Annotated in this window: 17 protein-coding genes; 7 read left to right on the forward strand and 10 right to left on the reverse strand. The window is 45.7% G+C overall.

What is annotated here, in order from left to right:
- Positions 1–132: 132 nt before the first annotated feature.
- The 4 genes from QUB44_RS12485 to QUB44_RS12500 all read right to left on the reverse strand — a co-directional run bounded on the left by QUB44_RS12485 (position 133) and on the right by QUB44_RS12500 (position 10,145).
- Positions 133–1,917 carry a GmrSD restriction endonuclease domain-containing protein gene (locus QUB44_RS12485; RefSeq protein WP_333367472.1) on the reverse strand — a complete coding sequence of 595 codons (1,785 nt, stop codon included), beginning with the start codon at positions 1,915–1,917 and terminating at the stop codon, positions 133–135.
- Positions 1,918–2,056: 139 nt separating this feature from the next.
- On the reverse strand, positions 2,057–6,139 hold the full coding sequence (locus QUB44_RS12490; protein ID WP_333367475.1) for a CHAT domain-containing protein: 4,083 nt from the start codon (positions 6,137–6,139) through the stop codon (positions 2,057–2,059).
- An 840-nt stretch (positions 6,140–6,979) separates the two neighbouring features.
- The gene (locus QUB44_RS12495) at positions 6,980–8,737 is read right to left on the reverse strand and encodes a DUF3352 domain-containing protein (protein ID WP_333367478.1); all 1,758 of its coding nucleotides are present in this window, start codon (positions 8,735–8,737) and stop codon (positions 6,980–6,982) included.
- A gap of 316 nt (positions 8,738–9,053) precedes the next feature.
- Positions 9,054–10,145 carry a hypothetical protein gene (locus tag QUB44_RS12500; RefSeq protein WP_333367481.1) on the reverse strand — a complete coding sequence of 364 codons (1,092 nt, stop codon included), beginning with the start codon at positions 10,143–10,145 and terminating at the stop codon, positions 9,054–9,056.
- Positions 10,146–10,407: 262 nt separating this feature from the next.
- On the opposite strand from QUB44_RS12500, the gene QUB44_RS12505 reads away from it, so the two are divergent.
- Positions 10,408–11,646 carry an LL-diaminopimelate aminotransferase gene (locus tag QUB44_RS12505; protein WP_333367484.1) on the forward strand — a complete coding sequence of 413 codons (1,239 nt, stop codon included), beginning with the start codon at positions 10,408–10,410 and terminating at the stop codon, positions 11,644–11,646.
- Between the two features lie 248 nt (positions 11,647–11,894).
- Here QUB44_RS12505 and QUB44_RS12510 read toward each other — a convergent pair whose 3' ends face one another.
- The 3 genes from QUB44_RS12510 to QUB44_RS12520 form a co-directional block, all read right to left on the reverse strand.
- Positions 11,895–13,358: a class I SAM-dependent methyltransferase gene (locus QUB44_RS12510; RefSeq protein ID WP_333367487.1), complete on the reverse strand. Its 1,464-nt coding sequence runs from the start codon at positions 13,356–13,358 to the stop codon at positions 11,895–11,897.
- On the reverse strand, positions 13,355–14,017 hold the full coding sequence (locus QUB44_RS12515; RefSeq protein ID WP_333367490.1) for a restriction endonuclease: 663 nt from the start codon (positions 14,015–14,017) through the stop codon (positions 13,355–13,357). The genes QUB44_RS12510 and QUB44_RS12515 overlap by 4 nt, the downstream gene beginning before the upstream one ends.
- 73 nt (positions 14,018–14,090) lie before the next feature.
- Positions 14,091–14,333, reverse strand: coding sequence for a helix-turn-helix transcriptional regulator (locus QUB44_RS12520; protein ID WP_333367493.1), 243 nt, complete (start codon positions 14,331–14,333; stop codon positions 14,091–14,093).
- Positions 14,334–14,548: 215 nt separating this feature from the next.
- On the opposite strand from QUB44_RS12520, the gene QUB44_RS12525 reads away from it, so the two are divergent.
- Positions 14,549–14,725, forward strand: coding sequence for a hypothetical protein (locus QUB44_RS12525; protein WP_333367496.1), 177 nt, complete (start codon positions 14,549–14,551; stop codon positions 14,723–14,725).
- Between the two features lie 269 nt (positions 14,726–14,994).
- Complete coding sequence (locus QUB44_RS12530; RefSeq protein ID WP_333367499.1) at positions 14,995–15,636, forward strand: Uma2 family endonuclease; 642 nt, start codon at positions 14,995–14,997, stop codon at positions 15,634–15,636.
- A 44-nt stretch (positions 15,637–15,680) separates the two neighbouring features.
- On the opposite strand, the gene cofH is transcribed toward QUB44_RS12530, so the two are convergent.
- Entirely contained in the window at positions 15,681–16,826 is a 1,146-nt protein-coding gene (gene cofH / locus QUB44_RS12535) for a 7,8-didemethyl-8-hydroxy-5-deazariboflavin synthase subunit CofH (RefSeq protein WP_333367503.1), read from the reverse strand.
- Positions 16,827–16,966: 140 nt separating this feature from the next.
- On the opposite strand from cofH, the gene QUB44_RS12540 reads away from it, so the two are divergent.
- Positions 16,967–18,181: a glycosyltransferase gene (locus QUB44_RS12540; protein ID WP_333367506.1), complete on the forward strand. Its 1,215-nt coding sequence runs from the start codon at positions 16,967–16,969 to the stop codon at positions 18,179–18,181.
- Between the two features lie 198 nt (positions 18,182–18,379).
- Positions 18,380–20,164: a glycosyltransferase family 39 protein gene (locus tag QUB44_RS12545; RefSeq protein WP_333367509.1), complete on the forward strand. Its 1,785-nt coding sequence runs from the start codon at positions 18,380–18,382 to the stop codon at positions 20,162–20,164.
- Between the two features lie 179 nt (positions 20,165–20,343).
- On the opposite strand, the gene QUB44_RS12550 is transcribed toward QUB44_RS12545, so the two are convergent.
- Positions 20,344–20,754 carry a hypothetical protein gene (locus QUB44_RS12550; protein WP_333104801.1) on the reverse strand — a complete coding sequence of 137 codons (411 nt, stop codon included), beginning with the start codon at positions 20,752–20,754 and terminating at the stop codon, positions 20,344–20,346.
- 151 nt (positions 20,755–20,905) lie between these two features.
- Between QUB44_RS12550 and QUB44_RS12555 the strand changes: the two genes are divergently transcribed.
- Both QUB44_RS12555 and QUB44_RS12560 read left to right on the forward strand, forming a co-directional pair.
- A complete protein-coding gene (locus QUB44_RS12555; protein ID WP_333367512.1) occupies positions 20,906–21,187 on the forward strand; it encodes a helix-turn-helix transcriptional regulator in 282 nt (93 codons plus the stop codon).
- A gap of 115 nt (positions 21,188–21,302) precedes the next feature.
- Positions 21,303–21,959 (forward strand): Uma2 family endonuclease, encoded by a 657-nt coding sequence (locus QUB44_RS12560; protein WP_333367516.1) that lies wholly within the window; start codon positions 21,303–21,305, stop codon positions 21,957–21,959.
- A gap of 71 nt (positions 21,960–22,030) precedes the next feature.
- On the opposite strand, the gene QUB44_RS12565 is transcribed toward QUB44_RS12560, so the two are convergent.
- Entirely contained in the window at positions 22,031–22,636 is a 606-nt protein-coding gene (locus tag QUB44_RS12565; protein ID WP_333367519.1) for a DUF3318 domain-containing protein, read from the reverse strand.
- Positions 22,637–22,805: the final 169 nt, after the last annotated feature.

The raw sequence follows: 22,805 nt of genomic DNA on the forward strand, positions 1-22,805 counted from the left end.
TTAGGGTTCTTTTCCTGCATCTGCCGTTGCTGAGAGGATGTTCAGGGTGCGATCGGGGATGATTCCGGCGGATTAGAAGCGGATTGATGATGGTGGAAGATGTTTTGGGCGATCGGGCTTTTCTAATCTTCGTCAACTACTTTTTTTGAAACGTTCAGAAACAGCAAGTAGTTTTGGTCCTTCAGCTTCTACCGTTGAAGAATTCTCTCTAAAAAAAGCTTTTTTGCCTACAAATGAAATAGCTTTTTGAGATGGAATATTAATGATGATCACAGAGAATCCCTTGTAGAATATAGTATCAATTTTCATCAGAACCTGAGTCTTTAACGTGTCAGTCAAAGCAGATTTTTTGATTGCATTAATTAATATCCCAACATGATCCTCTAGTTTTTTACCTAAAACCTTAACTTCTCTATCAATTCCGACAACATATCTATCATTGATTTCAATAGGATTAATTGCATCTAAAATTTTAATTTTTTCTGCATCTTCCTTTTTGTCAGCTACTCCAATGAAAATATATCCATCAGTGTCGGGATCGGAGTTGGCAATTCCGCAAATTGTCTCAACAAGTCTCTGGGGTAAACCATCATTTAGTTTTCTACTTGTTGGTGACAGATCGAGGAAACCTTGCTTGCACTCGTACTTAGCAGTTTCTATACGAGAACGAAGTAAGGAATTTTTGAAATTTTGTATCAACTCTGCACCGTATCCCGAAGTTGATGAATCTTGCTTTGCGAAGTAGTCTTGTATCAATCCCTTGGTTTGATTAATATTATTTCTACGATCTTGTACCTTTGCATAGCGATGGCTTAGATCTAACTTATTTTGAAGGTTTTTGAGTGCCTCCATAATCCCTTGAGGATTAGCAGGTAGAAGCTCTGATTCAATTACTAATTCAAAAAAAGCCATGAAAATTGTATAAAATGCCTGGGGAATTGGATTACTACTGCCTGAGTTTACGATATTTACCAAGCACTTGTTACCCTGGCTATATGTTTCAATATTTTCTGCCAGAACAGAGAAAGTTTTTACAATATTTTCTTCTAGTCTATTTGAGCCATAAATGGCAAGAGCATTCTCTATTGACTGGAAGTAACTACTCTCTTCATCATACAGATTATCTAGCCTCTCTCTGCTTCTTGGGAGGGGTTCATTAAGTAATATCGAGGCTGAAATATCTGCGATCATATCTTCATCGTTACTGTCACGCAGTTGAGATATTGTAAGAATTCCTTGCTTGCACCACAAAGTGTCTTCTGCTTGAATCCCATACCCTTGATTATTTGGTTTGGAATCAATACTAACCTGCGGCATATCAAATAGGCGAAGCGTTTTCGGACTATCATCCCCGCGCAACTTCATAGCAATTGTACGAACCACTTCTGCAAATGGTGTGGTTACACCTGCTTGTCGTTTCTCTTGATTACTTAAATGTTTACCACCGGAATTTATTCTACCAAAAACCTCTGTTATGTCGCTTTCATCCATTGCGCTATAGATAGTTACTGCAAGCTGATAATCTAAAATGTCCGCACATTCTGTTCTAGATAAAGTATCAAAATTTTCTACAGTATCAAATACTTGCTCATCAGCTAATTGTTTAGCATAGGAGAACTCGTTAAGATCGAAATACCTGTTGTTAAATGAAAACAAATTTTCAATAAAACCACAAATAGCATTAAGTCGCTGCATACCATCTATGATTTCATACTTGCCACTTCCATGAATTAAAGGACGTTCAGCTAATAGAATTAAAGGAATTGGGTATCCCTTTAAGATGCTTCCCATCAGGTTCTCTTTTTCGTCAATCGACCAAATTAATTTTCTTTGATACTTTCTGTTCACCAATAAGTTACCTGACCGATAAAGCCGATAAGCCTCAGTGACTGTCATGCCGCGTGGAACAATGCTCATACTCCCGCTCCCGATAAGTCAAGATTTTTATAATAGTATAATACTGTCGCTCGAAGATTATGCGACAGTTATAGCGCAAAAGTTGCTAACAGTCGATCGCCCGCAAAGTCAAACAATCGATCGACTAAAACAAACCCTATTACCAAGGATTGCCAATCATTCTAAAAGCAGACCAATAATAAGGATGAGAGAAATTCTGACTCGTCGTGTTTGCCAATTCCGGAGGTAGTGGCACATTGCCACCAGAAGTCCGCAGTATCCCCCCTTCAATTCGCACTTCTCCCCGCAACATCGCTAATTGCGCTTGCCGCAGTGCTTCTGCTTTAATCGGAGCAGTTTTTAACTGCCCGTAAAACTCCGTCATCAATCCCAAACTGCCCTCGTCGCTGACATACCAAAGAGTCGCCATCGCCGATTTAACCCCGGCTTGCACGGCTAACCCGCCAAACCCCAACTCGGCCTCTCGATCGCCCACAGCAGTCTTGCAAGCACTCAAAACTAACATTTCAACTTGCGGGCTGTGCCAATTCATTTGCCGCAACTGATCCAAACGCAATTTAATATCCCACAACTGAATAAAGGATTTGCTGGGATCTCCCGATCGAAATTCGGCGTGAGTAGCCAAGTGAATCATCCCAAAAGGCTGCTGCTGCCGCTGCGATTTCAAATTGGCCAGGGTGAAAGCTTCATTCAAGAAAGACTTACCCGGCCACTGCTGCGGGGTGATTGTCGATACTTCTATTTCCACCGCAGGTAAAGGACTCATATCTGGAAATTGCGACGCCCCCATTGCCAGAACTTGGGTATTTTTGAAATTGGCGAGGCTGGTATCTGTCAAACTCAGACTCGGCATCGATCCAACACTGTAACGCTCTACCAGAAAGCCTTTGCCGTCGTGCAGGGCGCCCATCGGTATCGATCGCAACCCCATATCTGAGATAAAAGATAAATTGTCAATGCCTTTGGCTTGCAGTTCTGCTTCGAGCGGCGCTACCATCCACTGGTAGAGCTGCTGAGCCAAGGGCAAATAACTTTTAGTGTTGCGCTTTACCGGATTAGTCAGTTCATCGCGAAATTTCCGAACAGCTTCCATTACCTCGGTGCGAGAGGTTCCAGGGATGCGCTGGCGAACCGGCACACCTTCGGGGGTGATCACCATCATTTCCAGTTCGTCAGAGGCTTGAATTTGCTGTTCTACGCGCAAGATGGGAGAACTGCTGTAAGGCCGATCGACTGTAGAACCCCTGGGTACAAAGCTGATATAAATGAGAGCTGGTTTGATGCCTGTGGCTTGTTGGACACTGCGAAGGGTATTTTGGGCATCTTCTAGAGTGGCGATCGCAGTTGTGGATGGCAAACTTAGGTAATCGGCAAACTCCCTGGTAAATCTCTCCTCCACGGGAAAAATAACGGCATCGACGTTAGTTGGCAAATTGGAAGCGTCAAGATTCCCAGACGCGGGAGGTGAAATGCGCTGTTGCAAGGAATTAGATATCTGGTTTTGCTCTTGCAAGCTGGGCGAAAATAAACGATTTGTGCTGGGTGGCTGGTTGGCTGCGAGTTCCGGTATCGGTGCGAGATTTATGGGCGCAGCAGCAGGCGCAACCACTGGATTTTGAGTAACAGTTGGTGCTGGTGGCACATTTGAGACTGGTGCAGGGTTTTGAGTAATTGTCGGTGCTGGTGGCACATTTGAGACTGGTGCTGGCGTCGGCGTTAATGTTTGTGCGGGTGCGGGTGCTGGTGCAGGAGTTGGCGCTGGTGCGGGTGCTGGTGCTGGTGCAGGAGTTGGCGCGGGTGCGGGTGCTGGTGCTGGTGCTGGAGTTGGCGCGGGTGCTGGTGCTGGTACAGGAGTTGGCGCTGGTGCGGGTGCTGGTGCTGGTGCAGGAGTTGGCGCGGGTGCTGGTGCTGGTGCAGGAGTTGGCGCTGGTGCTGGTGCTGGTGCTGGTGCAGGAGTTGGCGCGGGTGCGGGTGCTGGTGCAGGAGTTGGCGCGGGTGCGGGCGCTGGTGCGGGCGCTGGTTCCGGCGTTAGTGTTTGTAAAGGTGTTGGCGCTGGCGCGGGTGTTGGCGCGGGTGTTGGCGCAGGAGTTGGCGCAGGAGTTGGTGCGGGTGCGGGTGCTGGTGTTGGTGCTGGTGTTGGTGCTGGTGTTGGTGCTGGTGTTGGCGCAGGAGTTGGTGCGGGTGCGGGTGCGGGTGCGGGTGCTGGTGTTGGTGCGGGTGCGGGTGCTGGTGTTGGTGCGGGTGCGGGTGCGGGTGTTGGCGCTGGTGTTGGCGCTGGTGTTGGTGCGGGTGTTGGCGCTGGTGTTGGCGCTGGTGTTGGTGCGGGTGTTGGTGCGGGTGTTGGCGCTGGTGTTGGTGCGGGTGTTGGCGCTGGTGTTGGTGCGGGTGTTGGCGCTGGTGTTGGTGCGGGTGTTGGTTCGGGTGTTGGCGCTGGTGTTGGTGCGGGTGTTGGTGCAGGAGTTGGTGCTGGTGTTGGTGCAGGAGTTGGTGCAGGAGTTGGTGCGGGTGTTGGTGCAGGAGTTGGTGCTGGTGTTGGTGCTGGCGAGACAGAAGAAGCCGTAATGTTAATTTGGGTCGGCTGTACTATCTGAGGATCGGGGCTGAAATAACTTCCCTGTGTAATAACATTTTCCTTCTTTGGACCCCCAGTGGCAATGCTGCCAGCAGTACCGTTGAGTTTGTTATAGTCGGCCCCGACGCTGAAAGGAGTGTTCGAGGCTTCGCCATTGTGGCGAATGGTGATATCTCCACCATTGGCGCTACCAGTAGTGGATGCGGAAATGCTGCAAGCTTGCGACAAGCAATTGTTATCGTTTGTGAAAGTGCCTGTAGCTCGGAAATTACCGCCCGCTGTAATGTCAATCTCTCCTCCGCCTGTTCGGCCTTCGGTGTTGATATGGGTTACTTCGATGTCGTTGCGGGCGTTGAGGGTGACTGCGCCGCCTTGTTTTTCTTCTGAGTTTGCGTCTATAAACCCTGTTTGAATGCTGCTTGAGGGTGCTGCAATACTAACGTCTCCGGCGTTGCTGGTTTTGTCGATCGAGCTTGCGTTGATATTGCCGGTTTCTACTTTTCCTGTACGGCTGGTGACAGTGATGTTGCCGCCTGCGGTGGTGTCGGAGTGGGAGTCGAGATCCGCAGTGCTAATGTCGCCACTAGCTTCTAGGGCGATCGGGCCACCTTGGGAAGTTGTCAGGTTTCCGCTGACTGCAATGCTGTTGGCTGCTTGAATGTCGATCGCCCCAGCATTTGCATCTTTTACTGCAACGTCCCCCGCAGCTACTGCTCGGTTAGACGCCGTGAGTACCACTTCACCGTTGGCATTGACGCTGAGGCCTGTAGCGTTTGTTTCACCAATACCTGTGAGCAGTTCGGGCAAAGATGCGATCGGCAATGCCGAAGCTGTTACCGTTGTTCCAGTGCTGCTCGTCGCTGAGGGCGGCTCTATTTCCAAACTCAGCAAATTGCCTCGCTGGCGGACCTGCACTAAATTTGTCCCTAAGACTGATGCTACGGTAAGTTGACCGCCTGGGGCCGAAACGCTGCCTGTGCTGACAACGGTGCCGCCGAGCAAGGTTAAGTTCTGCCCTGACTTGACTGCTAAGTCTGCCGTGCTGATAATTGCCCCTGCCTGATCGGCCGCAAAAGAAAAGGAATTGGGCGCGCCTGTCAGAGATGTGTAAGTGCTACTACCGTTGGCGTTAAATGAGTTTGAACCAAATCCAATAGCGGTGGCGGTGGTAGCTGTGAAAGAAGCCGGCACGTTTAAGCTGGCACTATTGCCAAATATGATGCCGGAGGGATTCATCAGAAACAAGTTAGAATTGCCGCCGGTTACTTGAATTAAGCCGTTAATAATCGAGGGATTGCCGCCGCCTATGCCCGCTAAAATGTTGCGAATGTTGGGGTTTGATATAAAGTTGGCAATCTGATTTTCCGACAAGCCGAATTCTGTAAAGCTGTGGAAAAGATTTTGTTGATCGCTCGATAATTGTCCGCCTTCAATATCGAAGCGAGTTGGCTGCCCAGGAGTTCCGTTTTGGGCTGCCGGAGTGACGGTTGTGCCCGTTGCCTCCGCCGCTGGAACAATTGTTTGACCTTCGGCTTTTGCTTGCAAAAAGTAAAGATTTATTAAGACTATTGGCAGAGAAACTGCCAGTTTGCTTATTCTTTTTTTGGACAGCAATTTAGCCTTTATTTGAATATTTTTGGCAGTTTCCATAGGTTTTTAATGGGTAAAATATAGACAGAAAAATTAGGTAAAAAAACCTAGTTTTTCTGAAAATTTGGGATTAAAGACTGTATATTTATGAAGCTACCGGGTTTCGGACTGCAAGTGCGTTCCAGACTCACTTTCCCGACTCACTGAGGAAAATTTCCCTGTAAAATTTGCCTCTGCATTTGCAATTCCCCGAGCGTATCTTCTCCAGAATTTAAATATAACTCACAATGCCTAGAATCTGTATCTTCCCGATGACATATAAAAAAAACTGGCTTTCCTAGACGCACTCCGACCCCTAGAACCAGTTTTTTTTAGATTAGTGAGAGTTTGAAGGAAGTATGGCGGTTTAAAAAATCGGCTTCTGCGCCCATAACTGACCGGGAAAAATCCACGTAAAAAATCTTTCTTTTCCTTTTATAAACAACAAAAAAAGCCGGCTCTACAATTGCCGACCCTTAAAATTCTGACAAAAATAAGAAGTCCTGGACGCAACGGTTACACAAAGTGTAGGGTGCGTCAGAAACGGTCAATTGCTTCTTCATTCCTGGACGCAGAAACCCAGTTTTTTTACGAAAACACTTAGTTGCAGTCCAAGGCTTAAAAAACTCGGTTTCTTTGGTAGTCCTGGACGCAAGGCTGCATAGAAAGCGGTTTTGTTAACGAAAATAATTCGTTCCCGCCTGCAAAAACGATAAAAAATCCCGGTTTCTTTAGTCTGTATGCGTAAGTCCTGTCCTTGCTTCTTGCTTTTTGCTTCTGACGGCTGCCTTTCGGTTTTAATCTGTCGCCCTGTTGCTGTTTAATGGGGTACCCAGGCGGATTTGTTGAATGATTTAAGAGTTAGTTGGGAGAAGTTTGGACAGTGGGCGAGGGACTGGGTGAAGCAGGGCGCGGTGAAGCAGGACGCGGTGAAGGATTTGCAGAAGGAGTGGATTGGGTGGATTTTTTAAGACTGACAAAAGCATCATAACGGGTGGTACGATCGCCAATGACGGCCGCTGTAATGCCGATCGACCGCGTGGCGTCTATCCACATTTTTTGATTGGGAGGAAAAAACTCCGGCAAAGCTAGGTTTTTCGGGTTAAACGCACTTTCGGTGTCGATGAAGAAATTGCCGTTGTGAGGTTTAAGTTCCGATCGTACTGTTTTCTGGAACAGTTCGCTGCTTAAAAGCGGACTTTTCGGTGCCGGAACGATTGTATCAACCACTGGAGCTCCTACTGCCATAAACGCTACATCGTTCATCCAGCCGCGAGTTACCGTAATCCCTCCAAACGGCGATGTCCATTTTGTCGCAGGTTTGCCGCCGACTTGAATTTCCTCCACTCTAAACCCTTTAGTTTTCATCGTTTCATCAAGCTGTTTCAGGGATTTGTTCGCTGCGCCTCGGTTGTTTGTTTCCACCATAAATACAAATCCGGCAGCAAATTTGTCTCTGGGATTCTGGGCTGGCGCTGGTATTAATGATAGAGAAAATTCTCCCGCCATCCAGTTCATTAAGTCTTTATCTAAATCCAGCCCGGTAGTGGATTTTAAACCTGTGCGTAAAACTTGGGGATTAATCGGGGAAATCGGGTTTGCCTCGGCTCCCAATACGTAGTCTTGCCACAAACGCTGCAAGTTGCCGCCGGATACCATCATTATTGTATTGCTTGGCAGGCGGTTAGCCATTTTTAGAGCATTGTTTTCTACTGCTATCCTTCTGGTAGAATCTGGTTTTAGCCAAGAGACTGATTTGAATGCAATTCCTTCTGCATCCAGCGTTGCTGTGGTGGCAAATCCTTGATTTTGTTGCAGTTTTTCGAGGCTTTCTGGCGAAATTTCACGGGCTGAGTTGGCGGAGGCATAGGCGGCGGCAACTGGCATATTGACGTAGATTTGACCGAAGGCGCCCGGACTTTTTATTTTGTCTATGGCGTCTGCATAGCCAGGGGTTTTGGCTAGGGAAGGTTCGCCTTTGTAGGTGTCGATTATTCTGTCTGTAGCACTAGAATCTGTGGTGACTGCTAGATAGCTTGTGCCGAGTACCGCGACTGAGAAATTGCGATCGGGTACGCCTTGAGTTTCTGTGACTTGGACGCCTTTATAATTACGCTCAACTATTTTTCCTTGGCTGAGAGGCCTGGGTTTTGTTAATAATTCTTTGGCTTTGATCGGGTTGGCAATTGGCAGGATAATTGCCACTGACTGTTGAATTGGCGGAGATGGGGGCGCGTTGGGTGCCGGCGAGGGGGCTGGTATAGCTATTTTGTTGCGGAGAAAGGCTACCATTGCTGTGTTACCCACCCAGGGTTGAATGTCTTGCCCGTAGGCGTAGCCGTTGCTTGTGAGGAGGCGATCGCGCATTTGGCTTAAAAACCTCTCAAACGAAGCTTTTGACTCGGGCGTGCCAAACTCTCGCAGTCTATTCCACTGGGATTCATCGGTGGTGATGGATAGGGCCATCATCGTATCTTGCGGGACAACCGTTGCCCCCGGCGGCAAATCTTTGGCGGGCCCACGGGAAATGACGAGGTAGTAGGTTACAAAGCCTAAACCGATCAGAAGTGTGGCGGCTCCGATCGTAAACAACAGGGAAGATTTATCTTTCTTAAACATTATTCGTAAGGTTCGGGTGCTCGCAACATCATAATATATTGGGGATGGGGCATGGGGGATTGGGCATGGGGGATGGGGCATTGGGCATTGGTAATTTGTTGTTTTTTATTTGTTATTAGAAAAACTACTAACCAGTAACCACTAACCACTATAGTCCTAGACGCAGAAACCGTTTCTTTTACTAAATACTGGATTTGAGCGTTGAATCCTGGTAAAAAACCTGGTTTATTTGGTGGTATTTACGCATAAGTCCTACACTAACTACTTCCGATCCCCAATTCCCGATGCCCGATGCCCAATTCCCAATTCCCTGATGTTAGTTTCTTGCCTTAAAGTCTTTAAAGATAGTTTGAAACGAGTACATCAGCCGGTGGACATCATTTGTGGCTCTAGGAAAAATGTTGAGTTCCCATTTTTTGCGCGCGGTAGTTAGCAGTTTGGCTACGGGTTGGGAGTAACTGTTAGAAATGAAATAGCTGCCGCCTTCGTAGCGAATGTCTGATGCTAAACCAATAAAAGCACCAGCCATTTCTAGTTTAAGTTCTGAGGTGCAGTGCTGAGATTTTACTGCTAAAATTACTTGCGAGTGCCGGGGTTCGCGGTTGAGCAAGCGGCAGATATTCGCTTCTTTTTGGTACAAAATTAAAACGTTGCAGTTGTGCAGAACTCCGGCCCTACCTTGGACTTTTACTCCTAGGTGAACTTCCAGGGCTGGTTTGTCGGGAAATTCCACAACAGCATGAGTGTATGGATGTGCAGTTCCGTGGATTTTTCCCGCCGTTTTTCTAAATGTTAAATATTTCGGTGTTTCGTCGTCTAAAACATTGTTATAATAAATAGTACCACCTTCATTAGCAACTGCTTTTAGCAGGATGGTGAATAGGTAAGCGTCAAAAATGCTTGATTGTTCTGCGACTCCGTTGAAGTCTGGATCGATCGAGCTTTTTAATTTGCTTTTTATTTCGGAATTGATGGCGTAGTTGCTCGGCCCTGAAGGCAGTTTTTCGAGCAAGTGCTTGAGGGCGATCGCCTGTTTGTGACGGGGGGCTGTGACGCTGGAAGTAAACTCGATTGTTTGGGCTGATTCTGCACCTGAATTCGCAAAGGTAATTTTTGTGCCGAGGGGAGAAGTCTCTGATTCTACTTTCAAGAAATAAGCAATTTCGTCTTCCATTTCGGAAGTGTTCACAGTCGCTTGCTCGATAGCATCAATTAACAGCAAAAGTTGTTCTTTTGCGGTATAATCTTCTATCTTCAGCAGAGGTGTTTTTCTTTTGAGCGATCGCTCTTCAATTACTTTGCCGATCTCTACACTATCCGCTACTTGTTGAACTACCCAACCCAAATTAAACTCATCCAGAATTACCGCCAGTTCTTGATAGAGTTTGGCGTACTCGATCTCGTCCATAATTGTTTCTGCGCTGCACACTATTCTGATTATACAAGATAGTTTGATTTTTTGGTCAATGCCTGGTCAGCAACTGCGAAGATTGCCTGTAATGGCGGAGTATCCGAGTGTTTGAGTGTCCGAGTGGGGAAAACCTTCCTCTTCCGTGAACCTCCTCCGTCACATGGGTTAAATCCTTTACAGCATGGGTTGCCGAACTTGCTGCTGCTTGAGAGAGACAATTGGGAGTAAGCTATTCTACGACATTTGTAGCGATCGAACTATGGCAACTATCAACGACAATTACCTCAAACTCAAAGCCGGCTACCTGTTTCCCGAAATTGGGCGCAGGGTAAAAGCCTTTGCAGAGGCGAATCCCGAAGCGCCCATCATTCGGCTGGGGATTGGCGACGTAACGGAACCGCTACCGGCTGCTTGTCGGGAGGCGATGGTGGCGGCGGTGGAAGACATGGGCTCGCGGGATACCTTTAAAGGATACGGCCCGGAACAAGGTTATGAGTGGCTGCGGGAGAAAATTGCCGAGCACGATTTCAAGTCGCGGGGATGCGATGTTGATGCTTCGGAAATCTTTATTTCTGATGGTTCTAAGTGCGATTGCGGCAATATTCTCGATATCTTTGGCAACAATAACACGATCGCAGTTACCGATCCAGTTTATCCGGTGTATGTAGACACTAACGTGATGGCTGGACACACCGGAGATGCGAACGAAAATGGCGAATACGGCGGCTTAGTTTACCTGCCAATTACAGCGGAAAACAATTTTACTGCCCAAATTCCCACCGACAAAAAAGTCGATTTAATTTACTTGTGTTTCCCCAATAACCCGACGGGGGCAACTGCAACTAAGGAACACTTGCAAGCTTGGGTAAATTATGCTAAAGCTAACGGTTCGATTATTTTCTTCGATGCGGCTTACGAAGCGTATATTACCGATCCGAGTTTACCGCATTCTATCTACGAAATTGAAGGGGCGCGGGATTGTGCGATCGAATTTCGTTCTTTTTCCAAAAATGCTGGTTTTACGGGTACTCGCTGTGCGTTAACAGTTGTACCGAAGACTTTGACTGGAAAAGCAGCAGATGGTTCAGATGTCGAAATTTGGAAGTTGTGGAACCGCCGCCAATCTACTAAGTTTAACGGTGTTTCTTACATCGTGCAGCGCGGTGCTGAGGCGGTTTATTCTGAGGCTGGCAAGGCACAGATTCAGGCATTAGTCAATTTTTACATGGAAAATGCTGCGATTATTCGCGAGAAATTGACAGCGGCAGGAATCGAGGTTTTTGGTGGCGAAAATGCACCTTATGTGTGGGTGAAAACGCCTCACGGTTTGTCGAGTTGGGATTTCTTTCAGAAGTTGCTGGAAACTTGCAATGTGGTGGGAACTCCGGGTTCTGGTTTTGGTGCGGCGGGTGAGGGTTATTTCCGCATTTCGGCGTTTAATAGTCGGGAGAATGTGGAAGAGGCGATGAGACGGATTGTGGAGAAGTTTAAGATGTAAAAGGGCGAGAGATAAATCTTTTTGGGGCCGGGTTCTTCGGCCCACCCCACAAGAAAATTGATCTCTTCTGGAACAGGCATCTTGCCTGTTCATGCAAATGCTGAAAAATGTGAGTTATAATCAGCTTACTGCCGAATTTTCAGGCAGCCACTCCACAAATTCCTCGAAGTTTACGAGCTTGGGTAAAGTTAGAGTTATAGGTTTTCAGAATTACTGATAATATAAATTATATCTCTATCCATCTGCGTTTATCTGCGTGCATCTGCGGTTACAAACTCCCAATCTGCCAGTAGTGCCAGATTCAGACAATTTAAAATACTGGATTTAATCGGGCGCTTTTCATCCCAAAATACGATCGCTGAATAAAAGTTAATCGCCGCCCGTGAATTCAAAAGCTCAAAAGTTTGACGCGCAACTCCCTCGTCGTCAAAGCCGAGAAAGTAAACAGTATCATCAAAAACCACAGGTTTATCAGCTATTTCACCGATCAACCTAAAATCCAGTTTTTTATAAAGCCCGCAAATCGCAATTTTCCAAAGTTTGAAGGTATAATCGCCAACTCCAAAAATCGAAAATCGAGGGTTGTTTTGATAAATTTTGCTTTTTCGATTATCTAAATATTGCCCGCAATCCTCCAGATAGCGCCCGGTTTTAGGAGCTATTTTTTTGATATTTTCAGTTGACTCCCCGATAAATTTTTGAGTAATGAGCATATATCGATCGGTAGCATTAATTCGATTTTGAGCAACACCAGAGCCTTTGATTAGCGGAAACAGATAAGTGTCCTCAATATCGACAACTTCTCCGAATGTATTTACAAAATAATTGTCTATTTTGCGAAACTCCATCACGTTAGAACAGTCGTGCTTTACACCCGATCGCCATTTTGTCCCTGAATTCACAGCATATAAATTACTCAATTTACTGAAAGAATTTATATCCTTAACCAAGAGATTGTTGTGATATCCAATTCGGTGACAGTCTGAAGTTTCTAAACTGCTAAATACATCGCAGAAGTAGTTTCGCGAATGAGCATCAAATTGGCAGACTAACAAACAAGCATCAACATTTGCATCAAAATATTTTTTAGCATCTATTTTGTAAGTTGCACAGTCAGCGAGATTGAGTTTTTGAGAGTGAAGGTAATTCAATAACTTTCTAGCAGTCGAAGTCTTGCAAAGCATCGCTAGATCGGCATCGCGCTTTTGCAGCCATTGCACCGCCTGAATCAGCATCCATTCTGAGATATCGAAGTTACTCTTACCTGTGAGAGCATCTAAGCCACTGTGATTTTGAAAATTGTTTTTTTTAGGTAAATTTTCGCTACCAATAGTTCCTTGTTGCGAGTTGGTCACCCACGGAAAGTTGCCGAGTACAAGCAGTCGATTGCTACATCGATCGACTAATGATTTCCAATCAAAATCAAAGAAATCTCCGTGCCAAATATCGCATCTCTCATCCTGAAATAATTGCTTATTTAGTCTGACTTCTTTTAAGTAATTTTGATTTATTTCAACCCCGATAATTTTGGCTGCGGATGGAAACGAACGTGCAGCAGCTTGAATAAAATTACCGATACCGCACGTCGGCTCAATTATGGTGCCAGGATTGACATTAAGTTCTACTAATTTTCGACATACCATCTCGGCTAATGCCGGCGGTGTCTGAAAATCGCCGTATTCTAGTTTGGTTTTGCGATTGTTAGAAGTCATTGGTTAGATTTATAAACTGCGATAACACCTTCCTGTTGTCCGGCACGCTCAATGACCCTTCCATACTGAAGTCGCCATTGCAACGCATTAGAAATGGTCAAAAAACCTTGCAAGGGTGGGTTTCTCAGTATTTCGTCTGCAATGTTACCTGCTTCAATTTCGTCAACAGGTAGATTTTTGTCAAACATGAAAGCAAGCAAATCATCTTTATTGCCTTCGTTATCTAAAATATAGCGAATTCCACGGGTCATTTGAAAATCTGCTGTTCTTTCGGCACTAACGTAAATTGTATGCAAAATATTCAGCGTTGCAGTTCGGATGGTACTGTTGTCTGTCTTTTCGTAAACAAAGATAATCAGTGAATATCCCAGCCCAAAAATCTTTTGCCTTGCAGATTTGAAAGGACATGACGACTGCGGTTGCCTAACACTTGTTACCTTCACGTCAACCAATATCCCTGGGAAATCGATGCCGCTTGCTGAATTGCCATCTATAAATTCATATTGCTGCTTGAGATAGAGTCTGAACTTTTGCTCCAAATATGTTCCAACAGCCTTTCCGTCTGTGATTCCGTAAAGCAGAGGTTCCGGGTGTTGAGACTCGGCTGCTGAAAATATTGCCGCCTCAGAACAAAGAATTTCTACGGTCAGAGTTGTCATTTTGATGAACTACCACATTTTTCATTGGCTGAGAAGGTAAACAGTATCATTATTATTTGCCACTCTTAATATTCTATCGATCGCCCTCGCTGGGAAAACCAAATTGGTCTGGTAATTCATCGGAAGTAATTTGCAAAATCTTTAACAACTTCTTGTATTGAACAGGCGTTAGCTTCGGTACGGATCGCCCCGATTCCCAGTTCCTTACCGTCGCTTCCGTAACGCCAAGTGCTTCTGCTAGCTGCTTTTGAGTCATAAACCGCTGAACTCTCAGTCGCATTAGGGGCGATCGCTCGGCTCTTTCTGAGATTTCCATAGGCTATTTGTTACTTTATGTTAAATAATAGACGCTTTTATTAAATATGTTGACGCATACCGTTATTTGATTTACGCTTGTAGCAATAGAGATTAGACAGCACCAGCTAAGCCACTTGTGCTGTAGGGGAATTGCTGTCTTTTCTTCAACTTGTTATTGTACGCGGTTTTACCGTTACAAAGCATCCAACCTATCCAAAATTATTAGTCAAAGCTATGTTGCAAGATTCATCATCGAACCAAACATCGCCGAATGTTTTAACCAACCAAACCTTTGAGGGCGATCGCGAAGCAGTCCGTCACGTCATCATCGGTTCGCCGCTGGGGGTACGGCGAACCACCAACTGCACGCATTGCGCTACGAAGAAGCTGTTCGTTGGACTCATCCGTTAGCGCAGCCCTCGAAGAGGATCGCCATTCCCGACAATCGCATCATTATTACACCCGATCAGGGAGAAATCATGAGTCTGTTAGTCAAATTAATCCGGCTGCAATGAAGTCTAAATGTGCGATCGCTCTTTCTAGAATTGAGTCAAAAGTGCGATCGCGAATCTCTTCTCGTTGCCCGTGCTAAACTCAACAGATATATCCAAAAACTCTTGTGGGGTAGGCATCCTGCCTGCCCTTGGCACAAACTTAACAACTAGCTCGCAATTCAGCTTATGATTGTTATCACCCCCGTGCTTAAACCTGTTAGCCAGATCGAGCTTACTCCCGGTAGTGTCGTAACTATTCCCAATATAACTTGGCTGGAATTTGAGTCTATTTTGCAGGAATTAGGAGAAAAGCGAAGAACCAGAATTGCCTACAGTAACAGTACCTTAGAAATTAGGGTTCCCTTACTAGATCGGGAAATTCCGAAAGATTTAATTTCCGATATTGTAAAAAATTCACTCAAGTCAGCGGGCAGAAGATATGAACCCTTTGGATCTACTACTTTCAAACGGGAATGTGCAGCAGGAGTTGAACCTGATGCTTGCTTTTACATTCTAAATTATCAACGAATGATTGGCCGCCGCCGACTGCAACCCGACGCTCCGCCACCGGATTTGGCAATTGAGACGGATGTTACTTCTAAAACTACGATCGATGCCTATAAAATTATTGGAGTTCCAGAAGTATGGGTTTATGACAGCGGCCGACTTCGCATTTATTTGCTGCAAGATGGAGAGTATGTAGAATCCGATATGAGTCCGAATTTTCCAGAAATCGCGATCGCCCAACTGATTCCTGCTACAGTGGAACGTGCTTTGCAGGTAGGAAGTTGTCAAGCGCTAGAAGAATTGGAAAGTGCGATCAGCTAAACTCCTAGGAGACGTTACGCACTTCGCACTTCGCATCCAAAAAATTACACATTTACTGCCAAATTGTCAACCCCTAAAGGTCGATAAATTGTATCTCTTTGCTGATAATCCCGCCCCAAAGAACTAATCGCATTTTGCAAATCTTCGACAGATTGACAACTGCCGCCAACCGCACCGGCCATCGTTGTAATGTGCTCTTCCATCAATGTACCGCCGATGTCATTGCAGCCCCATTTCAGCGCTTCTGTAGCTCCATCTAAACCTAATTTTACCCAACTCGGCTGGTGATTGGAAATCAAATTTCCCAAGAAGATTCTCGATACAGCGGTGAGTAACAATGTATCTGCTAAAATTGGTTGGTCGCGGCCGACTCGACTCCGCAAAGGAGCCGGTGCTTGCTGTCCGACAAATGGTAGTAAAATAAATTCTGTAATGCGTGCTCCATAGTTTTGGTCGATCGCAGTTTGTTGGAGCGATCGCACTTTTTCTAAATGCAAAACCTGCTGCCCTGCCGTCTCAATATGCCCGCACAGCATCGTACTCGTTGTCGGTAAACCCAGACTGTGAGCAGTTCCCACAATTTCCAGCCAAATTGCCGAATTTAGTTTTTCCGGGCAAATCACCCGTCGCACAGAATCGTCGAGAACTTCCGCCGCGGTTCCCGGCATCGAACCGACTCCCGCATCCCGCAAAGCCGAAATTACATAGCTGAAACTAAGATTATCTCCTCTGGCAATAAATTCTATTTCTTGCGGCGAAAAAGCGTGCAAGTGCAATTGAGGAAATTTATCCTTAATAGTTTTCACCAATTGCAGATAATAAGGCAAAAATGCGCCGTTGAGCTTAGCTTGAAGATTTAAGCCGCCCTGCATACAAATTTCCGTCGCACCCCGCTGCACTGCATCAGTTGCCTTTTCCTGAATTTGAGCTGCATCTAACCAAAAAGCGCCCTCATCTCCGTCGTCGCGGCGGAACGCACAAAAACTGCAATGCTGCTCGCAAATGTTAGTAAAATTAATATTCCGATTGATAACGTAGGTCACTGTATCCCCTGATTGTCGGCGGCGGAGCAAATCAGCGGTTGTTTGAATAGAAGCTCGCGCATCGGGATCTCTTTGCTGCAAAAGAACCAAGGCCTCTGCAGAAGAGATATTATAACCTTGTAAAGCTCGATCAAGAATTGCATCCACAGTTTTCTTTTTAACTCAATTACAGAATTACTGACTAGAATTAAGGCGTTTTTATATTTTAACTAATCAATTATGGAGGAACGATATTTTACAATCTCAAGTGCTACCAAACTCTCCTTGACTTTCTGAACACTCAAATTATGGGCAGCTACCAACCAAATCAGGTCTTGCCAGTGCCGTCGGGGCCTTTGCAAATTCCTGCTATACAGACTTTCGGTTCAACTTTTGTACACGCAGGCAAACCGCCAATTTATTTTTCCCTGGTAATTCCCACCTACAACGAGTGCGGGAATATCCAGAGTATTGTGGAAAAATTGAGCCAATTGCTCGATGGTATCCTTCCCGGCAACTACGAATTAATTGTAGTCGATGACGACAGCCCCGATCGCACCTGGGAAGTTGCCCTGTCCCTGACACCGGAATATCCGCAATTGCGGGTGATGCGCCGGGAAGAGGAGCGGGGACTTTCCACAGCGGTGATTCGCGGGTGGCAGGTGGCTCGGGGCGAGGTTTTGGGCGTCATCGATGCCGACTTGCAGCATCCCCCGGAGACGCTGTTGCAGCTTTTAGCAGAAATTCAGCGGGGAGCAGATTTAGCTGCTGCCAGTCGTCACGTGGGCGAGGGTGGGGTGAGCGACTGGAGCCTTGTCAGGCGATTTTTATCGCGGGGCGCTCAAACCCTGGGGTTGGTGATCCTGCCGGGAGTGGTGGGCCGAGTTTCCGATCCGATGAGTGGCTATTTTATGGTGCGCCGCAGTTGCATAGCGGGCAAAACCATGAATCCTGCTGGTTACAAAATATTGATTGAAGTGCTCGGCAGAGGCGATATCGGCTGGATTGGAGAAGTTGGTTACGTGTTTCAGGAGCGGCAAGAAGGCGAGAGCAAAGTTACCTGGAAACAGTATATTGACTATTTGCGACATTTGCTTCGGTTGCGGTTTGCCCGCTGGCCGATGGGCCGATTCCTGCGGTTTGGTGTGGTTGGTTTCAGCGGCGTTTTTGTGGATATGGGAGTTTTTTACCTGCTGCGGACTGTCCTCGGTTTGGGGCTGACTCGCAGTGCAATCTTTTCTGCTGAAGTGGCAATTATCAATAATTTTTTGTGGAATGATTTATGGACTTTTGGTGATATTTCTAAGCGGCAGCCGGGAAAGCGCCAGCGCTTGAAACGGCTGTTGAAATTTAATGTGATTTGTTTGATTGGCTTGATTATGAATGTGCTGCTGGTGAATGTGCTGTTTAATGTTTTTAAGGTAAACGAATATTTGGCTAAGTTGATTGCGATCGCAACTGTGACTCTGTGGAATTTCTGGATCAATATGAAGCTGAGTTGGCGGGTGACGGACGTGAAGTAGGTAATGGGAAATGGGTAATTGGTAATTGGTAATTGATAATGGATAAAATGACTGATGGCTAATGACAAATTGGTCTCCTGCCCTATGCCTTTGAATGACCGAAAGCATCTAGGATACAAGCCCCCGGATTTATCCGTGGGGTCAATGCTTCAATTCTAAAATCTAAAATCTAAAATCTAAAATCGATTGACTGAATTAATGATTAAGAACAAACAACTGTTGTTGCTATTTCTGTGGACGGCGATCGCCTTTATTTTGCGCTTTGCCAATTTGGACTCGAAACCGCTGTGGACGGATGAGTTTTCCACTCTAGTGTTTAGTTTGGGCAACAGTTTTCGCGGTGTGCCGATCGATCGCGCGATCGACCTTTCTACATTATTAGAACCGCTACAATTGCGCCCCGATGCTGACACCGCCGACGTGCTCCGCAATTTGCTGCTAGAAAGCAACCATCCACCAGTATATTTTATGCTCGCTCATTGGTGGATGCGGTTGTTTGCGGTTTCAGAGGATAGTTTAGTTTGGATTGGGCGAGATCTTCCTGCATTATTGGGCGTGATTTCAGTTCCCGCTATCTACTTTGTAGGCAAATTCGCTTTTAGTTCTCGTTTAGTCGGTCAATGTGCGGCCGCGATGATGGCAGTTTCTCCCTACGGCATTTATCTCGCTCAAGAAGCTCGCCATTACACTTTAGGAATCTTATTAGTTATTGCCTCTCTTTTTTGCCTCGTATTAGCTGCAAAAAAGCTGCAACAGCGCGCTCCCTTGCCTATTTGGGCGGTGCTGCTTTGGGTAGTTGTTAACTGTTTTGGAATTGCGGTTCACTACTTTTTTGCACTGACTTTGTGTGCCGAAGCAATAGCCTTAATTGCTGTAATCTGGATGCAGTTTCATGGAAAGTTGCCAATTTCAAACAGCCAGCAGCCTAATATTTGGCAATTTCAAATTCTTTGGCGGCTTTTCGCAGTAGCGATCGGCACTTTGGCGGGCGGTTTAGTTTGGCTGCCGGTATTTTTGTCAAATAAATACGGTAGCGAACTAACTAATTGGATTGTCAGCGGCGATCGCACATTCTTAGATTGGATCGCGCCGATTTTTCAAGCTTTAGCTGGATGGATCACTGTGATGTCTCTGCTGCCGGTGGAATCGCAAAATTTGGCAGTAGTAATTGTATCGGCGATCGTAATGACAATATTTTTTATATTGGTGCTTCCCATCCTGTTTAGCGCTTTTAAAAATTCCTTAACAACGCCCGATACTCGTTTAGGTACTGTTATTTTCGGCGGATTTGTGCTAGGAGCAATTTTCCTATTTTTCAGCTTTGCATATATTTTAGGAATTGACCTAACTCGCGGCGCTCGATACAATTTCGTCTACTTTCCGGGTGTGATATTGCTTTTAGGAGCAACCTTGGCGGTTATTTTTAACACACCTACAGCCAAAAGTCAATGGTTTAATTTACGGGCGATCGAAGTTCCGGGCAAAAAAGCAGTGGTGCTAATTTTAGCAATGGGTTTTTTTAGCGGTGTCACAGTAAATTCCAATCTCGGCTATCGCAAATATTACAAACCAGACCTTTTAATTCCGATTATCCGCGAATTATCGAAAGTTCCCGCGTTAATTGCCACTACTCAAAACACTCATGTAGAAATAGGAGAGTTGATGGGGATAGGGTGGGAATGGGAAAAAAGTTCGGCAAAGGATTTTGTAACGGATGTAACGGATGTAACGGATGTTAGGAAGAAAGAAGAAGTTAAAGCCTTTGATTCTCCGCTGTTTCTTTTGGCTAATCAGAGAAGGGATGCGCCGGAAATAGCGGCAGCAACACTTGAGAAAACACTCAGTCAATTAGAACGTCCGCTTGATTTGTGGTTGGTTAATTTTCGCGCACCTGTCAATCTAGAAGCACAAAAATGTCAGCTTGAATCGCGCGATTTGCCTGCGGTGGATGGGTATGAATATCAAGTTTATCATTGTTCTTGAGTTGGCATCGCCCGCAACGACAGTCCGATCGACTAGAAAGAGCGATCGATAAATTTATGACTCACTAAACTGACATTGCTAAAGCTATTACCAATACGCATCACCCCGCTGATGTAGATGTAGGGTGCGCTGGGCGCACCTTACCGCTATCAATACGATCGAGACTGTTCAATTAAACGCTAGGAGTCAGCGGCCAAATGTTTAATTAAGACGCTCATCACTTCACCGGGATTTTGAGTTGGGACAAGCGGACTCCAGTCAGAAACGCAGGCAAAATTATCGCGGTGAAAAGAATGAATGACGCGGGAAACAACAGGACGAGAACTGATAATGAAAAGTTTCAAGAGTTCTCGGTTAACTGAAGTTTGCAAGTTTGGTTCTTTAGCAGGGGGCTGATTGAGTTCGGTAGTTGGATTTTCTGGCCCAACCTCGAAAGCAAGTATTAATTCGGTATTGGGTAGCATTTGCCGGATGACTTTCAGGGAAGATTCTGCTTCGCTGCGGCTGCGAAATTGCGCGACGGGTAAGCGCTGAAAGTTGGGCAGCAGTCGGTAAATAATCCAGGCATTCGCAGTTTCTGGGTTGTTCATGGCTGTATTGTAAATTGGGTATGTTTGCCCATAGGAATGTGACAGACTTGCACCTTTTATTTTTAGTGCAGTCTGTTCTGGCTATGGCTGTGCGTGTTACAAGCTATTTAAGCGCTTAAATTAGGCGGTTAAATTAATCTGTTATAATAATATGGTAAAAAAAAGGCAACGTCAACGGCAACCACAAAATGAGTTGCCTTTTCGGAGACTGCGAGAGGACGCTAACTTGAGCCAAGAAGAGTTGGCTGTGCGGATGGGGGTGTCGGCTTCGTCGGTGCGGCGATGGGAAAAGGGAGACGAACCTACGATGACTGTTCGGCAAATGAGGGATTTTTGCCGTTTGGTGGGGGTATGTTTTGATGACTTGCCGGATTATCTCAGTCGGCGAGTAGATGAGGAGGAGTCACTAGAAATTGACGGTCGGAGATTTTGAAAAATTATGAGGCTATTCGAGAACAAGCAATTTTTGGTGAGTTGCTGGTTTGAATTGCGATTGGTATCAAAAAACAACCACGCTATAATTTTTGTAAGTTTTGGGAAAAACTGCAATGTTAAATTACAACTTGCCGAGGTACTTGCCCTCAGCCGATGAACTGCCAGATTCTGACGAAACGCCTGTGGATAACGAACTTCAAGAACTAATACCGGGGTTGCTAAAAGCAATATTGCTCATACTTTGGGCAGAACGCATGGACTGGTTTTTTGGCATAGATATGGGTATCTATTATCACCCTGAAAAAGCTCCAATTGTCCCCGACGGTTTCTTGAGTTTAGGAGTAGAACGGTTTTACGATGAAGAGTTGCGTCCCAGTTACGTACTGTGGGATGAAAAGGTTATCCCAACTTTGGTGCTGGAAGTCGTTTCCAAAAAGTATCGCAAGGAATACAGCACAAAGTTGGAGGAATATCAAGATTTAGGCGTGCTTTATTACATTATCTATTCATCTCGCCGCCGTCGCAAACCCCGATTGGAAGTACATAAGTTAGTTAATGGGAAGTATGAATTACAGTCGGGACATCCCGTTTGGATGACCGAAATAGGTTTAGGAATTGGTTGTGAAAGGGGAAATTATTCTGGGGTGACGAGGGAGTGGCTGTATTGGTACGATGCAGATGGAAAACGTTATCTGACTCCAGAAGAACAGGTGAACATATTAGCACAAAAATTACGGGAGTTAGGAGTCGATCCAAATAGTCTGAGGTGAAGTAATTATTAGAGCGATGATTGGGTAAAGCCGACATTTCTATATTCTTCCGGTAGGAAGGGAGTAAGTTTTTAATCTTTCCTAATACTATCGGGCACGCCCACCGCCGAAATACCCGATATCGCCTTTAAATTCTGACACCGAATCAATTCGTTAAAATCCAAACTCCGCCCTTCAATTTGCGCCACAGCCTCGATCGCCCCAAGCAAATGGTCGGCCGCTTCCGCTTCGTTGTAACCGCGCCTTCCCGCTACTCTAACCGCCCCTTCGTCAGCATCTAACTCTACTTGGGAACTGCGGTTGTCTCGCCAAATTCGAGTCATGGCGAGTCCCGTCAAACCGCCCGCGATCGCAGTGCCGATCGCATCTCCCTGCAACAATTCTACAACAGTCCCGACAATTCCCGCCAGAGCCGCACCTTGATAAATATCCGGTTTAAACCACTTAAAATTGCACAAAAAACTTACATTCCGCAATAGCAGTAAATCCCGCTGCGGCTTAGATAGCAGCCGCCACAAATCAAAATTAATATAAATCGGGCGAGATTGATTCCAAGGCAACGGAAAATCGCAGTCAATTACCGTTGATTGTTGTGGCTTATTAATAATTTTACACATCATGCGGCCGGAAGCGGGCATCACATCTAACAAGCGGCGAATTTCTGGATCGGGATTCATATATTTTGGGAGAATTGGTAATTGGTAAGGGGGAATTGCATCGGCATAAAAAACAATAATATCCATCAGCGGCTTGTAGATACTGTCTTGAACTGTCAAGGGGTAGCAGTCAAATAATTGGGGTCGAAAGGCTTTTGGGATTTTAAAATCCCAAAAGCCAAATGCACCA

It is taken from the genome of Microcoleus sp. AT3-D2, from assembly GCF_036705715.1.
Lineage (GTDB): Bacteria > Cyanobacteriota > Cyanobacteriia > Cyanobacteriales > Microcoleaceae > Microcoleus.

What these genes read in the sequence shown, in the direction of transcription:
- QUB44_RS12550 (WP_333104801.1), bottom strand. Translation starts at nt 20,754, where the DNA reads ATGAACAACCCAGAAACTGCGAATGCCTGGATTATTTACCGACTGCTG.
- QUB44_RS12495 (WP_333367478.1), bottom strand. Translation starts at nt 8,737, where the DNA reads ATGTTTAAGAAAGATAAATCTTCCCTGTTGTTTACGATCGGAGCCGCC.
- QUB44_RS12525 (WP_333367496.1), top strand. Translation starts at nt 14,549, where the DNA reads ATGTTGCAAGATTCATCATCGAACCAAACATCGCCGAATGTTTTAACC.
- QUB44_RS12505 (WP_333367484.1), top strand. Translation starts at nt 10,408, where the DNA reads ATGGCAACTATCAACGACAATTACCTCAAACTCAAAGCCGGCTACCTG.
- QUB44_RS12515 (WP_333367490.1), bottom strand. Translation starts at nt 14,017, where the DNA reads ATGACAACTCTGACCGTAGAAATTCTTTGTTCTGAGGCGGCAATATTT.
- QUB44_RS12560 (WP_333367516.1), top strand. Translation starts at nt 21,303, where the DNA reads ATGTTAAATTACAACTTGCCGAGGTACTTGCCCTCAGCCGATGAACTG.
- QUB44_RS12485 (WP_333367472.1), bottom strand. Translation starts at nt 1,917, where the DNA reads ATGAGCATTGTTCCACGCGGCATGACAGTCACTGAGGCTTATCGGCTT.
- QUB44_RS12555 (WP_333367512.1), top strand. Translation starts at nt 20,906, where the DNA reads ATGGTAAAAAAAAGGCAACGTCAACGGCAACCACAAAATGAGTTGCCT.
- QUB44_RS12545 (WP_333367509.1), top strand. Translation starts at nt 18,380, where the DNA reads ATGATTAAGAACAAACAACTGTTGTTGCTATTTCTGTGGACGGCGATC.
- QUB44_RS12565 (WP_333367519.1), bottom strand. Translation starts at nt 22,636, where the DNA reads ATGAATCCCGATCCAGAAATTCGCCGCTTGTTAGATGTGATGCCCGCT.
- QUB44_RS12510 (WP_333367487.1), bottom strand. Translation starts at nt 13,358, where the DNA reads ATGACTTCTAACAATCGCAAAACCAAACTAGAATACGGCGATTTTCAG.
- QUB44_RS12490 (WP_333367475.1), bottom strand. Translation starts at nt 6,139, where the DNA reads ATGGAAACTGCCAAAAATATTCAAATAAAGGCTAAATTGCTGTCCAAA.
- QUB44_RS12520 (WP_333367493.1), bottom strand. Translation starts at nt 14,333, where the DNA reads ATGGAAATCTCAGAAAGAGCCGAGCGATCGCCCCTAATGCGACTGAGA.
- QUB44_RS12530 (WP_333367499.1), top strand. Translation starts at nt 14,995, where the DNA reads ATGATTGTTATCACCCCCGTGCTTAAACCTGTTAGCCAGATCGAGCTT.
- QUB44_RS12500 (WP_333367481.1), bottom strand. Translation starts at nt 10,145, where the DNA reads ATGGACGAGATCGAGTACGCCAAACTCTATCAAGAACTGGCGGTAATT.
- QUB44_RS12540 (WP_333367506.1), top strand. Translation starts at nt 16,967, where the DNA reads ATGGGCAGCTACCAACCAAATCAGGTCTTGCCAGTGCCGTCGGGGCCT.